Origin of the sequence: Xenorhabdus innexi, from assembly GCF_002632485.1 — a bacterium.
GTDB lineage: Bacteria > Pseudomonadota > Gammaproteobacteria > Enterobacterales > Enterobacteriaceae > Xenorhabdus > Xenorhabdus innexi.
Window position 1 is genome coordinate 17,597 of record NZ_NIBU01000022.1, and the last position, 15,299, is coordinate 32,895.

12 protein-coding genes are annotated in these 15,299 nt (G+C 42.8%); 8 read left to right on the plus strand and 4 right to left on the minus strand.

Annotated features, from left to right (window positions below; genetic code table 11):
* Positions 1-53: 53 nt before the first annotated feature.
* The 5 genes from Xinn_RS10655 (at position 54) to rpoS (ending at position 4,528) form a co-directional block, all read left to right on the plus strand.
* Positions 54-617, plus strand: coding sequence for a P-loop nucleotide/nucleoside kinase family protein (locus Xinn_RS10655; protein ID WP_086955347.1), 564 nt, complete (start codon positions 54-56; stop codon positions 615-617).
* Positions 618-888: 271 nt separating this feature from the next.
* Entirely contained in the window at positions 889-1,653 is a 765-nt protein-coding gene (gene surE / locus Xinn_RS10660) for a 5'/3'-nucleotidase SurE (RefSeq protein WP_086955348.1), read from the plus strand.
* Positions 1,647-2,273, plus strand: coding sequence for a protein-L-isoaspartate(D-aspartate) O-methyltransferase (locus Xinn_RS10665; protein ID WP_086955349.1), 627 nt, complete (start codon positions 1,647-1,649; stop codon positions 2,271-2,273). Before surE ends, Xinn_RS10665 begins: the two co-directional genes overlap by 7 nt.
* A 153-nt stretch (positions 2,274-2,426) precedes the next feature.
* Complete coding sequence (gene nlpD / locus Xinn_RS10670) at positions 2,427-3,479, plus strand: murein hydrolase activator NlpD (protein ID WP_086955350.1); 1,053 nt, start codon at positions 2,427-2,429, stop codon at positions 3,477-3,479.
* Between the two features lie 53 nt (positions 3,480-3,532).
* Positions 3,533-4,528: an RNA polymerase sigma factor RpoS gene (gene rpoS / locus Xinn_RS10675; protein WP_086955351.1), complete on the plus strand. Its 996-nt coding sequence runs from the start codon at positions 3,533-3,535 to the stop codon at positions 4,526-4,528.
* Between the two features lie 188 nt (positions 4,529-4,716).
* On the opposite strand, the gene miaE is transcribed toward rpoS, so the two are convergent.
* Positions 4,717-5,520 (minus strand): tRNA isopentenyl-2-thiomethyl-A-37 hydroxylase MiaE, encoded by an 804-nt coding sequence (gene miaE / locus Xinn_RS10680; protein WP_086956574.1) that lies wholly within the window; start codon positions 5,518-5,520, stop codon positions 4,717-4,719.
* A gap of 26 nt (positions 5,521-5,546) precedes the next feature.
* Positions 5,547-8,108, minus strand: coding sequence for a DNA mismatch repair protein MutS (mutS, locus tag Xinn_RS10685; RefSeq protein WP_086955352.1), 2,562 nt, complete (start codon positions 8,106-8,108; stop codon positions 5,547-5,549).
* A 590-nt stretch (positions 8,109-8,698) separates the two neighbouring features.
* Between mutS and Xinn_RS10690 the strand changes: the two genes are divergently transcribed.
* Positions 8,699-11,245: a TonB-dependent receptor domain-containing protein gene (locus tag Xinn_RS10690; protein WP_086955353.1), complete on the plus strand. Its 2,547-nt coding sequence runs from the start codon at positions 8,699-8,701 to the stop codon at positions 11,243-11,245.
* Positions 11,246-11,324: 79 nt separating this feature from the next.
* On the opposite strand, the gene Xinn_RS10695 is transcribed toward Xinn_RS10690, so the two are convergent.
* Positions 11,325-11,690 carry a GFA family protein gene (locus Xinn_RS10695; protein ID WP_086955354.1) on the minus strand — a complete coding sequence of 122 codons (366 nt, stop codon included), beginning with the start codon at positions 11,688-11,690 and terminating at the stop codon, positions 11,325-11,327.
* A 114-nt stretch (positions 11,691-11,804) separates the two neighbouring features.
* Positions 11,805-12,410, minus strand: a complete 606-nt coding sequence (locus Xinn_RS10700) for a plasmid pRiA4b ORF-3 family protein (protein WP_086955355.1) — start codon at positions 12,408-12,410, stop codon at positions 11,805-11,807.
* A 182-nt stretch (positions 12,411-12,592) separates the two neighbouring features.
* On the opposite strand from Xinn_RS10700, the gene map reads away from it, so the two are divergent.
* Together map and Xinn_RS10710 are read left to right on the plus strand one after the other, a co-directional pair.
* The gene (gene map, locus Xinn_RS10705) at positions 12,593-13,378 is read left to right on the plus strand and encodes a type I methionyl aminopeptidase (protein ID WP_086955356.1); all 786 of its coding nucleotides are present in this window, start codon (positions 12,593-12,595) and stop codon (positions 13,376-13,378) included.
* Between the two features lie 339 nt (positions 13,379-13,717).
* Entirely contained in the window at positions 13,718-15,277 is a 1,560-nt protein-coding gene (locus Xinn_RS10710) for a phosphoethanolamine transferase (protein WP_169923565.1), read from the plus strand.
* The last annotated feature ends 22 nt before the right edge of the window (positions 15,278-15,299 follow it).

A 15,299-nucleotide genomic window follows, 5' to 3' on the forward strand; every position in this document is an offset into this window, starting at 1 on the left:
CTCTTGTAGGATATTAATTTCTATATTTCTCATAATTAATGAAAGGTGACTTAATGTCTTTATCGAAAACATTCTCATCAGGAAATATTTCGCACCAAGATAAATCTGTTTATCAGGAAAAAATAATTCATCAGAAAAGAGCAGTGCTTCATATATTATGCGGAAAAATTGCTTCGGGAAAATCAACTCTCTCTGCAAAGTTGTCTCAACAGCCAATGGTAATTACCATGAGCGAAGACTATTGGTTATCAACACTTTATGGTAGTGAAATGAAAACCGTGTCTGATTATGTGCTTTATTCAGCAAAACTCAGAGATGCAATGGAGCCTCATTTAATCTCTTTATTAAATGCAGGTGTTTCCATCATTCTTGATTTCCCGGCTAACACGGTTGAAAACCGGAAATGGATGAAGAAAATCATTGATACAACAGGGGCCGAGCACTGCCTCCATTTTCTTGACGTTCCTGATAGTGTCTGTCTCGAGCGTCTACTCCTGCGCAATCAGTCCGGTGAACATCAGTTTTTGGTCACAGATGAGCAATTTGCTGCTATCACTCGCTCTTTTGTCGTCCCTCAGGAAGAAGAAGGGTTTAATATTGTGTTACATAGTAATTAAAGAGATAAACCTCTGATTGAAAGTGAGCGTAGCCAACAAAAGGGTAACCTAAAAGACGATGAGTGTAGGTATGCTCTTATTTAGGTTAACGGGATGCAAAGCGCTCTACAAAACTGCTTACGTCATGCTAAGATCAAACGATTTTATGGCAAACCCTGATGCTGTTTAATCAAAGGTCGAGCAAGACGCAGGCAGAGTAGCGTACAGGGAATGTTACAGTATTAATCTATGTATGTTTACCATTTTAAATTGAATTCAATGAGATATATCAATGCTGCGGATATTGCTGAGTAATGATGATGGTGTTACCGCTCCGGGTATTCAAACTTTAGCGGCCAAATTGCGGGAACAGTATCATGTGCAGGTTGTCGCGCCTGATCGTAACCGCAGTGGTGCGTCGAATGCTTTAACTCTGGATCGTCCTTTGCGTATCAGCACGCTGAATAATGGTGATGTTGCTGTTCAGGAAGGTACTCCGACAGACTGTGTTTATTTGGGCGTCAATAAGTTAGTCCGCCCCCGGCCAGATATTGTCGTGTCAGGGATCAACTGTGGCCCTAATCTGGGAGATGATGTGATTTACTCTGGAACCGTTGCTGCTGCGATGGAAGGGCGTCATTTGGGATTACCCGCTCTGGCTGTGTCACTTGATGGTGACAAGCATTACGAAACAGCGGCGGAAGTGACTGTTCGTTTATTGAATATGTTACAAAAATTGCCATTGAGAGCCGGTAATATTCTGAATATTAATGTCCCTGATATCCCTATCGAACAAATTAAAGGGTTCAAGGTCACTCGCTGTGGTTGTCGGTGTGCCGCAGAAGAGGTTTATTCTCTGGAAGACCCTAAAGGCAATATGCTTTATTGGATAGGGCCTCCGGGAGAAAAAAATGATGCCGGCCCGGAAACTGATTTTGCAGCGGTGGAGGAAGGGTTTGTTTCTATTACTCCTTTGCAGGTAGATTTGACAGCCTATCAAGCACAGGAACTGATAACTGATTGGCTGTTGAAAGTCGGGGATGTCGGAGAATGTTAAGTCGGTTAATGAAAAATTTGCTGACACAGCTACACAAGCAGGGAATACATGATGAACACCTGCTGGAAGTGATATCCAAAGTACCCAGAGAATGTTTTGTCGATGAAGCCCTGGCGCATAAGGCATATGAAAACACAGCATTGCCTATCGGACACGGGCAGACTATATCCCAGCCATATATCGTTGCCCGTATGACTGAATTGCTGGATTTAACGCCTGAATCTAATGTACTGGAGATTGGAACGGGCTCTGGTTATCAGACTGCGATACTTGCTCATTTAGCCGGACATGTCTTTTCCGTAGAGCGGATTAAGGGATTGCAGTGGCAGGCTAAACGCAGGTTAAAGCAACTCGATTTACATAATATCTCAACCCGCCATGGAGATGGTTGGAATGGGTGGCCGTCAAAAGGGCCATTTCATGCCATCATCGTCACAGCAGCACCTCCAGAAATACCACAGGCACTATTACATCAGCTGGCAGATGGCGGTGTGATGGTGGTGCCGGTTGGTGAAAGTTCTCAATCGCTGAAAGTGGTACGGCGTTATGGGAACGATTTCCATAGTGAAGTGATCGAGTCTGTTCGTTTTGTACCTCTTATTCAGGGCGAATTGGCATAATCTGCTGATTTATTTTTACCGCTATTTTTAAATTAGCAGTCATTTTTTTGAGATAAAAAAAAAGTATTTTTCCTTAAATATTTTTTTTAATCTTAATTTCTTTATAAATCATCATGCTTGTCACTTATATTTGCCTTTATGGGGGAATAAGGTATGAAAGTAGGAAACTTAATGAAAAAAATACAGTGGATAATAATCTATACAATTGCAGGCACAATACTGGCTGGTTGTAGTAATACACCCAATCATCCTGCCCCAATAGTGAGTGTGGATAATCAGGAAAAAAATAGAATAATATCCTCCCGTCCCTCATCGGTTTCGACACCAATGCCATCATCTCCCCCGGTTATTTCCAAAAATAGGGCAACAGATAATAATGCTTCAAATAGTCGATATCTAGATAATCGTGCTGGGGGTAATAGTTTACAGCAGGGGAGAATTGTCTATAACCGCAATTATGGGAACATTCCTAAAGGGAGTTATAACGGCAAAACTTACACAGTTAAACATGGAGATACTTTATTTTACATTGCATGGATTACAGGTAAGGACTTTCGTGAACTATCTCACATAAATAGCATTTCAGAACCTTATGGCTTAAATGTTGGTCAAGTCCTGAGAATTGGCAATGTAAACTCCATTAATGGTGTATCAGTAGCATCAAATAGCACTCAATCTAAAATTGAGCAGGTTGATTTTCAAAAAAGTAATGCGTATCCTGCAAATATTGACAGGCATAATTCACAAAAAACGTTGCCAAGAGAAACAATTTCTGGTAGTGACGATGCCCCTTATAAAGCATCGTCAGCAGCAGATTTAAATGCGAGTAGGCCTATTAATAATTGGAGATGGCCTGCGGAAGGAAAAATTCTTGAAGGTTTTTCGGATTCTCAGGGTGGAAATAAGGGCATTGACATTGCGGGTAATCGTGGCCAGCCCGTATTTGCAACCGCCAGTGGGAAAGTTGTTTACGCCGGAAATGCATTACGCGGATATGGAAATCTAATAATAATAAAACATGATGATGACTACCTGAGTGCTTATGCTCATAACGATACTATGCTGGTGCGAGAGCAGCAGGATGTACAGGCAGGGCAGAAAATAGCAACGATGGGTAGCACCGGAACCAGTTCAGTAAGATTGCATTTTGAGATTCGTTACAAGGGAAAATCCGTAAACCCGCTGCGTTATCTTCCGCAGCGATAAACCGGGGCAGGAATCTGAACTCCTGTCCGCATTATCATGGGTAGGAGCAGCTGATGAGCCAAAGTACGCTTAAAGTTAATGAGTTGTATGAAGAGGCGGATTTAGACGAAAATGGCACGGAAGCCAATGACTTTGATGAAGCGTTGCTGAAAGACGAGGATGATTTAACCAGTTTTGATGAAGATTTGGAATTGTTGCAAGGAGTCAATCAACGGGTTCTGGATGCAACTCAACTCTATCTCGGAGAAATTGGTTTTTCTCCTCTGTTGACGGCAGAGGAAGAAGTTCTTTTCGCTAGACGGGCATTGCGGGGAGATATTGCTGCGCGCCAACGCATGATCGAAAGTAATTTGCGGCTGGTAGTCAAAATATCCCGAAGATATAGCAACCGAGGATTAGCGCTTTTGGATTTAATTGAAGAAGGCAACCTTGGTCTTATTCGAGCAGTAGAAAAATTCGATCCGGAAAGAGGTTTCAGATTTTCTACTTATGCTACCTGGTGGATCCGTCAGACAATTGAACGGGCAATTATGAATCAAACTCGTACTATCCGTTTGCCCATACATATCGTTAAAGAACTGAATGTTTATTTACGTACTGCAAGAGAATTGGCGCATAAATTAGATCATGAGCCAACAGTTGAAGAAATTGCTGAAAAACTGGATAAGCCAGTTGATGATGTGAGCCGTATGATGCGGCTTAATGAACGAATTACTTCTGTGGATACTCCGATTAGCGGGGATTCAGATAAAGCATTGCTAGATATTTTATCTGATGAAAACGACTCCGGGCCGGAAACAACTATTCAGGATGATGATATGAAACAAAGTATTGTCAAATGGTTGTTTGAACTCAACGCAAAACAACGTGAAGTTCTGGCTCGTCGTTTTGGCCTGCTTGGATACGAAGCGGAAACATTAGAGGATGTAGGACGAGAAATTGGGCTAACCAGAGAAAGAGTTCGCCAGATTCAAGTTGGGGGATTGCGCCGTCTCAGAGACATTCTGCATACCCAAGGGTTGAATATCGAGTCCTTATTCCGCACTTAAATCTTATACCTGAGATAAAGGCATAATTAAATTAAAAGGTGGGTAAAATAAACCCACCTTTCTTAGCGTATAGACATATTTTTAATTTATATACCCTTCGTCTTTCAAATTGCCTCTTTGTTGGCTGCGTTCACTCACCCCAGTCGTATAGTTATCTATGCTCCCGGGGATTCATTCCCTTGCCGCCGTCATGCATCTTGAAATTCATTGGGTATAGGTATACCGCTATGAAATTTAAAATCAGGGTCGGCTGACTGAATAAGTTCAGCTTCTATTTGACCAAAGTATTTCACTCTTTCTGTAATATCATTCTTAGATATAGATCCAGCCAGCGTTAAATAATCCTGATAATGGCGCGCTTCTGAACGCAGCAGGGAAATATAAAATTTTCCCAACTCTTCGTCTAAATGAGGGGCTAATTTGGCAAAACGCTCGCAGGAACGTGCCTCAATATATGCACCAATAATTAATTTATCCACCAGAGTGTAAGGCTCGTGATTGGTAATATGCTGGAATAATGATTTGGCATAGCGGCTTGCACTGATGCTCTCATAGCTTATTCCTCTGGTTTCCATAATTTCCAGTACCTGATAAAAATGATGCAGTTCTTCTTTAATCAGCATCACCATTTTATCAATTAACGATTGGCTATAAGGGGACTTTTCCCGTGCGGTAATTTGTTTCGTAATTTGGCTCTTGCCTTTTAACGAATGGATATTACCAATTTTTTTATAGGCAAAATCTTCATAGGGTTGAAACCATGCCAGCAGAGCATCCGCACTTGCCGGATCAACAGCATATTTGCGGATCAGGAACATTGCGCTCTGTGCTGCCTTGAGTTCGCATAAAAGATGATCGCGCAGTAAAACTGGAAGGTTTTCCGGTTGCCGTGCTTTTTCCACCCATTGATCCGGTGTTTCACACTGTAAAAATTGATAAATGGGTTCTAACAGGCTGGTATCACCTTTTATTTGTAAACCAGTTATTTTCATCCCCGTCATTTGTGCATCCGTCATTCTTACACCATGTCTTTTAAACGGTAAATCCATTCCAGAGCCTGTCGTGGTGTCAGGGAGTCCGGATTCAGATTTTCCAGTGCTTCTACGGCCGGAGATGTTTCTTCCGCCAGTAGTGTCAGTTGTGGTGTATCGACATGACCTGCGGTTGCATTGTTGGAGAGTGACTCCAGCTCTTTTAATTTCTGACGTGCCCGTTTGATAACATCACGGGGAACACCGGCCAGTGAAGCAACTGCCAGACCGTAACTCTTGCTGGCTGCACCATCCTGCACGTTGTGCATAAAGGCGATAGTATCGCCGTGTTCAACTGCATCCAGATGGATATTGACCACACCTTCCAGTTTTTCAGGTAGTGTCGTCAATTCAAAATAGTGAGTAGCGAACAGCGTCATTGCTTTAATACGGTTAGCCAGATTCTCAGCACAGGCCCACGCGAGAGACAGGCCATCGTAAGTTGATGTACCACGCCCGATCTCATCCATCAACACCAGACTATGCTCTGTTGCATTGTGCAGAATATTGGCAGTTTCCGTCATTTCTACCATGAAGGTCGAGCGCCCGGATGCCAGATCATCAGATGCACCCACGCGGGTAAAAATACGGTCTACAGGCCCAATCACCGCTTTTTCAGCCGGGACAAAACTGCCGATATACGCCAGCAATGTAATTAAAGCAGCCTGACGCATATAGGTGCTTTTTCCGCCCATATTCGGCCCGGTGATAATTAACAGACGGCGCTGTGAAGAGAGCGTTAACGGGTTTGAGATAAAGGGTTCGCTGAGAACCTGTTCAACAACCGGATGGCGGCCTCCCGTGATTTGGATGCCGGTTCTGTCTGTTAATGTCGGACAGGTATAATTCAGTGTTTCAGCACGTTCAGCCAGATTTGCCAGCACATCCAGTTCTGACAGTGCCTCGGCGCTGGTTTGCAGGGCAGCCAGATGAGGGAGTAATAAGTCGAACAATTCTTCATACAGGGCTTTTTCAATGGCAAGAGCCTTGCCTTTGGAAGTCAGAACCTTATCTTCATACTCTTTTAGCTCAGGAATAATGTAGCGCTCTGCATTTTTCAGGGTCTGGCGACGTACATAATGAATCGGCACAAGGTGGCTTTGCCCACGACTAACCTGAATGTAGTAACCATGCACTGCATTGAAGCCGACTTTCAGGGTATCGATACCGAGCTTTTCACGTTCACGGATTTCCAGTTTGTCGAGATAATCACTGGCACCGTCAGCTAATGCACGCCATTCATCCAGTTCTGCATTATAACCGGGGGCAATAACACCACCGTCCCGCACCAGTACCGGCGGGGTTTCGACAACTGCGTTTTCCAGCAATAGCTGTAACTCATCAAAATGACCGATACGTTGTTGCAGTGCCTGAATATAGGGTGAGTCAGAGGAACCCATGATCTGGTGGATATCCGGCAATTGCTGGAAAGCGTGGCGCATTCTGGCTAAATCACGGGGACGGGCAGAGCGGAGAGCCAAACGGGCAAGTACACGTTCTAAATCACCCACCTGACGCAGAAACGGCTGTAGCTCAAAGCCAATCTCCTGAAGTGCTGAAATGGCCTGCTGACGATTTTCCAGTATATCTCTGTTACGAATTGGAGTATGAAGCCAGCGTTTCAGCATCCGGCTGCCCATTGGGGTCACACACTGATCGAGCACAGAGGCCAGTGTATTTTCAGTGCTTCCTGACAAGTTCTGAGTCAATTCAAGATTGCGGCGCGTAGCGGCATCCATGATGACCGTTTCTTGCTGGCTTTCCATTGTAATATTGCGGATATGGGGCAGAGCAGTACGCTGAGTATCTTTGACATATTGCAGCAGACAGCCAGCTGCCCGCAGTGCCTGTGGCGCTTTTTCCACACCAAAGCCGATCAGATCACGGGTGCCGAATTGCAGATTCAGTTGTTGCTTTGCGGTATCCAGTTCAAATTCCCACATCGGACGACGGCGCAGACCGTTACAGCGCTCAATCAACCCCATGTGCTCAAAGGTTTCTGGGTAGAGTAACTCTGCCGGACGGGTGCGCTGGAGTTCAGCCGCAATGGTATCCTCGTCAGGCATTTCAGAAACACGGAAACGGCCGGAAGTGATATCCAGAGTGGCGTACCCGAACCCCTGACTGTCATGCCAGATAGCTGCCAGAAGATTGTCGTGACGCTCTTGCAGCAGAGCTTCATCAGTGACCGTTCCCGGCGTAACAATGCGCACGACTTTACGCTCAACAGGGCCTTTACTGGCGGCCGGATCGCCAACCTGCTCACAGATTGCCGCAGATTCACCCAGTTGAACCAGCTTTGCCAGATAGTTTTCAATTGCATGATAAGGAACTCCGGCCATCGGGATTGGCTGGCCTGCGGATTGCCCACGTTTGGTCAGAGAAATATCCAGTAACTTTGCTGCTTTTTTCGCATCGTCATAGAACAGTTCATAAAAATCCCCCATGCGGTAAAGCAGTAAAATATCGGGGTGTTGCGCTTTCAGGCGCAAATACTGCTGCATCATGGGGGTGTGGGTAACGGTATCCTTTGCTGGAGATTCTTTCATGTTGATTTGATTCAATTTTATTGTTCCTGTTGACTCTGTTGGGCTATCGACGCTCAGTCAACCCATCGAAATGACAAAACCTAAATATAATCAGCTAAGGATAGAACACCAGTGAACCTCTGCTGGGCGAAAACACTATCTTATCACTGATAATCTGTGTGATTCATCTGCGGATTCAATTGCTGATATGAAGAGGAAAAGTCATACGGTAGGTTATCAGGATTGTGATTGGGAATGTATCGGATTTTTTGAGTATTAAACGGGATTGCGAAGCGGCTCGAGTTAAATCTTTTTCTCTGATGCATTGATTCTTGTCGTTTTTGACTCAGTCAGACTAAATATATGATTACATCAATGATAATCATTATTGTTTGCATTTATTTTTGACATTAATTATCATTAGCGTACTGATAAAAATGAGACAAAAATGTCAGCAATACACAACAAATATAATGAATATGTCTACCATCTTCCGATTTAATCACCCGCATTTGTTTTTTATTATTTTCTTCATTCTTAATTTCTGCCCCGAATTCAAATTGAACTAATTATCACACCGAACTTATAACCATAAAATGGAAGTATGAATAATGGAGTCATCAACAAACTCGTTCAGTTCCCCACTGAACCTGAGAACAGGGATTTTGTTAGCATTACTGGGAAACACGGCTTTCCCCTCTTATGCAGCAGACACAGATAAATCACCGAAAACTGCACCAGAGAACTCTCATAAACCAGCAACAATAGTACTTAGTGAGCTTAAAGTTTCAGGATTCAGTGAAGCACAGCTAAATGCTGACTTGCCTTATATGACACCCGGTTCCAGCACCCATATCTCAGCAGAGCAGGTAGAACAGCGCCGTGGCACATCGGTGGGTGATTTTCTGAAAGGAACACCGGGTGTTCTGAATAGTGATAACCGTAACTCTGGTGCACTGGATGTCAATATTCGTGGGATGCAGGGGCAGGGAAGAACGCCGGTTATTGTTGATGGTGCCATGCAGGAAACGACGATTTACCGGGGATATTCAGGTGTTGCCGGACGTACTTATATTGATCCGGATTTGATCAGTTCGGTAGATATTGAGAAAGGCCCGAGTACAGGGGCTGACGCGAATGGAGCCATTGGCGGAGTCGTCAGGATAAGTACACTTAATGTAAATGATGTTGTTTTGCATGGACAAACATTCGGTGTGAGAATGACCGGTGGGTTTAATAATAATAGTACGACACCTCCGGCAATAGGTACGCGTGGCGGCTATCCTAAAGGCAAGCGTTATCGTAATGATCAGGTCTATACAGCGTTTGGCGAGACAGATGGTATGGATCGGCATGGCGGATTCAGGCCAACGGGAGGAAATGGTAGTATTGCTCTGGGGATCAAAAGCCAATATTTGGATATGGTAGCTGCTTTCGCCCGCAGACATAATGGTAATTACTATGCAGGTAAAAAAGGAGAAAATGTTCCTCAGATAACAATCGGGCCTTCTTATCCTAAAGGCTGGAGTTATGCTTCATTATCGAAGAGCTTAACTCCTTACAGAGCAAGTGAGGAGATACTCAATACCTCTATGGATAATATTTCTCATTTGCTGAAGGGAAAATTGAAATTCTCTGAAGGCCATAATCTTGAGTTAGCCAGAAACGAATATATCAGCCGCTATGGTGAAATCATGCCGTCAGCAATAGCACGTTGGGGTGATCCTTATGAAGGTTTTATGAATAAGATCAATGTCAGCTCACATACGGCACAATATCGTTTCAATCCACAGGATAATTATTTTATCGATCTGAAAGCTAATGCGTTTTATAACCGTGCTGTAAGTCGCATTAATTCCTCAAATCCTATAACAGTGTCCTGTTCTCCAAAGGAAAACGCACCAAGAAGTGAGCCTTATAACATATCAGTCGGTCACACTTATAGTCAGGTAGATAAATGGGGAATAGGTGTTAACAATACGTCAGAGATCCTATTTCCTTATGGTGATCTTTCATTTATCTATGGTGCATCTTATTCACATGAAACAATCGGTTTTCCGAAAGAAGAATCTTTTAATGCAAATTCGAGTGATGCGTTTCGGGATGGCTGGAAAAATGAATACAGCGCTTTTGCTAATGCTGAGTGGAAGCCTCTGGATTGGCTGACCTTAGATGGTGGCTTGCGTTACTCATATTTTAAGTCCCATGATAATAACCCTATATTTCCAGAATTTGATTATGATTCTAAAACTTGCAGTATGAGGGCATTGTCTAACGAGGTAACCTACGGAGAGGCGTTAGAACGTACTTCTGGCGGCTGGTCTCCTATCATCAATATGACACTTGAGCCTTTAGGAGGCCTTCAGTTTTACGGCAAATATGGCTCTGCTATTCGGTTACCAAGCCTGTTTGAAACAACCAAAGGCTGGTCACAAACGCCGGATACAGACATTTTGTTATCCCCTGAGCGTTCCCTGTCATGGGAAGTTGGGGTTAATATCCTGAAAAATGATCTGTTGGTGGATGGCGATAAATTACGTACCAAACTGAGTTACTTTGATACTCAGGTCAAGGATTATCTGACTAGGATAAACAAGCCAAAGCTCGGCAGATTCGGCCCCAATCTTACAATGATAAATGTTGATAAAGCGGAATGGCGTGGTTTAGAACTCTCATCAAGTTATGATGTGGGAATGGCCTATGCTGAATTAGGCTGGTCGTATTACACACATACCCTATTTTGTTTAACACCAGAACAGGCATCCATCGATCCTAAAAATCGCTGTAATCCGGGGGGAATTTCGGACAGTTATGTTGTTAACCATATTCAGCCAAAAAATAGCTATACAGTGACTTTGGGCGGGCGTGCTTTCGATAAGGATTTAGATATGGGAGCAACGCTGACTTATATGGGTAGCCGTCCCAGTGTGGGCCTGAAGGATGATAAAAATAGCCGTGTAGGAAGTGTGTTGGTTCATGTCGAATGGGAACCTTACACAACGGTTGATCTGTTTGTGAAGTATAAAGTTAATAAAAACATCAGGATTCAGGCGGGTATTGATAACGTTACTGATGTCTATTATCTCGATCCGTTAGCAATGGGATTAATGCCGGGGCCGGGACGTACTTTCAGAACGAACGTTACCGTTAAGTTTTAATTCCAATCATTGTGATCGTCTGATGGAAATGCCTATTCTTATTCGGAGTAGGCATTTTCTTTTTCTTTATCTGTGTTATTCATATTTCAGTTGGTGAGAGGGGGTAAGAATGGGACATCGGGATTAACTCTTTTGACTCATGGTGATCAAAATTACCCAGAATCAGCCCAATAGTCGGGCCTTCATCAATAGCTCCCAGTGAACTTCCGCAATGACTGCAAAATGCACGGCTGGAATAATCTGAAGATCGATATAAAGAAGGAACTCCTCCTTTGCCAACCCATTGAACTGAGTCTTTAGGAAATTCCACCCAGCAGAGAGTTAATGCTCCTGAGTGTTTCTGACACATAGTGCATGAACAGGTGTGCGGGTTATTAGGCAGCCCTTTCGCAATGAATCGGATATTACCGCATAAACACCCACCCTGATATTCATATTCAGTCATAGTCTTTCTCTTATTAATCGAAAAATACCCATACTGTGCGTTAATAAAAGCCCTTGCTATTTTATTAACGGAGATAAAATAGCAAAGACCCTTTATATTACTGAATTAGATAACTCATCCAAACAGAGAAAGATAACGATCTCGCGACCAGCGATAATATAACGCCAGCATATTATTGACTTCTTCGGGAGAAAACTTTTCAGGTGAAAATGCATTATCCGGAGATATTTCAGTTTCACCATTTACCCATTCAAACATTTCCTGATACTCTTTATGAGCTGGATCTTTGAGAATATTGAGCAGCTCCATATAGCCATAGATTCCGCCACAATCTTCCGGTGGGCAGGCTTGTTCTCCTTCAAGGCAAAAAATCGGCATGGGGAGTTCTTCCGGTGAATAATTACTGTTTTCCAACAAGATTTCATGTTCCCAAGAGTCACCAAAATCATACAGATAAATGAATTTACTTCCTTTACGTTTGATGAGTGACTCAAGTTTGAATTTTCCTTCCTCATGTCCTTCTTCTGGCGTTTCCGGCCTTTCGGTAAAACGTTTAGAATCAAAAATAAACTCATGCAAATGACTATCTTCCCAGCCCATTACAACTTGAATGACATCATGTAATCTATCCAGTGAAATATTTGACGGAACAATAAAACGACGCCATATAGCGGGGTTCATTTCTGTAAGTGTAATTTTTAACTGATAAAATTTTTTCATTTATCGCCCTTAATACTTGAATAATTGATAAAGGAATATTTTTAGTGCATCCAGACTGTATTGCAGTATGGATTCCCTCTAATAATATTCCGAACGAATTTTAATAAATAGCTTGAGTTATTCACTTATGCAAGGGCATTATTTATATAAGACTCTACTTACTCAAAAATAAGAGAAAATTAATGATAGATAGCACTGGCATATTGATAAAAAACACCGAAGAAATAAAACGAATGGAAATTGCCGGACGTCTGACGGGGCAGGTTCTGGAAGCTGTTCGTCCGATTATTGTCCCCGGCGTGACGACATTAGAAATCGATGCATTTTGTCATGATTATATTGTCAATACGCTGGGGGCAATTCCCGGTAGTCTGGGGCAGTACGGTTTCCCTTATACCGTTAATACATCAGTCAATCATGTCGTCTGTCATGGCTGGCCCTCAGATAAGGGACTGAAAAATGGTGCTATTGTTAATGTGGATGTGACAGTAAAAAAAGAGGGATACTATGGTGACAGCAGTGTCACATTTTGCGTCGGAGAAGTTCCCTCTCATGCCATCCGGCTGGTGGATATCACACAAGAATGTCTCTATAAAGCCATCAGAATGGTAAAGCCGGGCATCACATTAGGGGATATCGGGCAGACAATACAACAGCATGCTGAGGCGAATAATTATAGTGTTGTCCGCGAATACTGTGGTCATGGTATCGGGAGCAGCATGCACGAAGAGCCTCAGGTATTGCATTATGGCAGGGCAGGTGAAGGGATTGTGCTGAAAGAAGGTATGACATTCACGATTGAGCCGATGATCAATCAGGGTAAAAAAGAGGTTAAGCTGCATAAAGATGGCTGGACGGTGACAACGAAAGATCGTCGTTTATCAGCTCAGTTTGAACATACTATTTTGGTTACACATGATGGCTTCCGGGTTTTGACTTTACGGGATGAAGAGCGGGATGTATTTTGAGCGTAGTGTTTTTCAGGTCTGTACATAATTAACGAATATACACTTCGTCTTTCAAGCTGCTCCTTTGTTGGCTACGCTCGCTCACCCCAGTCACATAGTTATCTATGCTCCTGGGGATTCACTCCCTTGCCGCCGCGCCGCATCTTGAAATCCATTATGTATAGATAATTTGATCTTAAGCAGGCTGTTTTTTTGTTTTCTAACAGCCTGCTATGACGTAGTATTATTGGGAATTAAAGTCTATTGTTTGATATACCCACCAGTCTTTCTGGTTATATAAGTAATCAAAGGAACTGACTTACAACAATATTTATGGTTATAAGGAATACCGATAATATTATGTCCTCACTGTATAAAAATAAAAATATTTTTTATTCAATCTCTCTTATTCTGCTGGTGTTGCTGATCCATAAATGTTTGGGATACCAGTTAAAGTTAATATATGTTTTTAGTGCCTTTGCATTATTTTTATTTCTTGCCTCCATTAATAAACGTTTATATGTCGTACTGATTTCTCTATTTTCTATTATTGGAATACTGTATGCGCCACTTGGTCTTAACTACGGTTTTCCAGATATCAATGCCGTCGGTTCAGTGCTTTATACAAACCAAAATGAAACATTGGAATATATCAGCGGATTTCCGGCATCAACTTATATGACGGTGTTTGCTATTGTTGTTCTGATGTGGTTCTCGGTGAAATTAAATACGGTGATTTCAGCAAAAGGAAAACAGTGGTTATTGGCACTGTTCTTTATTTCTGCATTCTGGTCACCCGTGAAAGGGTATGTGAAATCGGGTTTTGTGGATAACACCGAGATTCTGAATACCAGTTTACCTGAAGTCCGCTTTTTCAAAGATGCTTACCAGAGTTATGTGAAGGTCATGTCTGAAAATAACCGGTTTGCCAGAGTCATCAAATATCAGGATGACTGGCAGCCCACAGTTAAAGATGAAAAATATGACACCTACATCATGGTTATTGGTGAAAGTGTCCGCCGGGATTTTTTAGCGGAATACGGTTTTCCTGAAAAAAACACCCCCTGGCTGGATAAAACGCATGCAACAATATTAACTAATTATATTTCTGCTGCGCCATCCACTCAGCTTTCATTGACGAACTCACTGGCGATTCGTGAGGAAAATCAGATTAACCTGAATAACAGTATCGTAACACTGGCAAATAAGGCCGGTTTTGAAACTCACTGGATTTCCAATCAGGGAATGAAAGGCGGGTTTGATTCTCCCTCGGCGATGATAGGGCAGCAGGCCACGCACTCTGTTTTCCTGAAAGAAGGAAGTTCTGATGACAGGAGCTACATGCCGGATGAAAATTTGTTGCCCTATATCCGTAATGCTCTGAAACAGGATCACAAAAAGAAATTGATTGTTATTCATTTGATGGGGTCACATCCACAGCCCTGTGCCAGAACGAATAATAAATACAGCCACTATTTTCATTCCAAAGATATCTCCTGTTATGTACAGAGCATCCATAATACGGACAGTTTGTTGGCTGAAGTTGAGAATGTCGCCAGACATAACCAACTGAACTGGACAATGCTCTATTTTGCTGATCATGGTCTGTCTTTTGTGCGCAAAGGTACGGACAAAGAAAACTTGAACCATAGCGATGCTAACAAACAGAATTATCAGGTGCCGTTCGTCATCACTGGTTATGACTATAACGCTAAGACCAGAATCGATGCTCACCGTAGCGGGTTTCATCTTTTACCTATGCTATCCACGTGGTTGGGGGTCGAAGAGCCACGGTTAGCTTCTGAATGTAATTGGTTTTCTGAACAGCAATGCAGCGATCAGCACACAGTAATTTCATTTGATGGCCAATATGCTGACTTTAACCACCTGAAAGATGATGCCATTGATTTTGGTTTTTAAGCTTCATGAAACAGCTGTCCTG

What these genes read in the sequence shown, in the direction of transcription:
- Xinn_RS10655 (WP_086955347.1), top strand. Translation starts at nt 54, where the DNA reads ATGTCTTTATCGAAAACATTCTCATCAGGAAATATTTCGCACCAAGAT.
- surE (WP_086955348.1), top strand. Translation starts at nt 889, where the DNA reads ATGCTGCGGATATTGCTGAGTAATGATGATGGTGTTACCGCTCCGGGT.
- Xinn_RS10665 (WP_086955349.1), top strand. Translation starts at nt 1,647, where the DNA reads ATGTTAAGTCGGTTAATGAAAAATTTGCTGACACAGCTACACAAGCAG.
- nlpD (WP_086955350.1), top strand. Translation starts at nt 2,427, where the DNA reads ATGAAAGTAGGAAACTTAATGAAAAAAATACAGTGGATAATAATCTAT.
- rpoS (WP_086955351.1), top strand. Translation starts at nt 3,533, where the DNA reads ATGAGCCAAAGTACGCTTAAAGTTAATGAGTTGTATGAAGAGGCGGAT.
- miaE (WP_086956574.1), bottom strand. Translation starts at nt 5,520, where the DNA reads ATGAAAATAACTGGTTTACAAATAAAAGGTGATACCAGCCTGTTAGAA.
- mutS (WP_086955352.1), bottom strand. Translation starts at nt 8,108, where the DNA reads ATGAAAGAATCTCCAGCAAAGGATACCGTTACCCACACCCCCATGATG.
- Xinn_RS10690 (WP_086955353.1), top strand. Translation starts at nt 8,699, where the DNA reads ATGGAGTCATCAACAAACTCGTTCAGTTCCCCACTGAACCTGAGAACA.
- Xinn_RS10695 (WP_086955354.1), bottom strand. Translation starts at nt 11,690, where the DNA reads ATGACTGAATATGAATATCAGGGTGGGTGTTTATGCGGTAATATCCGA.
- Xinn_RS10700 (WP_086955355.1), bottom strand. Translation starts at nt 12,410, where the DNA reads ATGAAAAAATTTTATCAGTTAAAAATTACACTTACAGAAATGAACCCC.
- map (WP_086955356.1), top strand. Translation starts at nt 12,593, where the DNA reads ATGATAGATAGCACTGGCATATTGATAAAAAACACCGAAGAAATAAAA.
- Xinn_RS10710 (WP_169923565.1), top strand. Translation starts at nt 13,718, where the DNA reads ATGTCCTCACTGTATAAAAATAAAAATATTTTTTATTCAATCTCTCTT.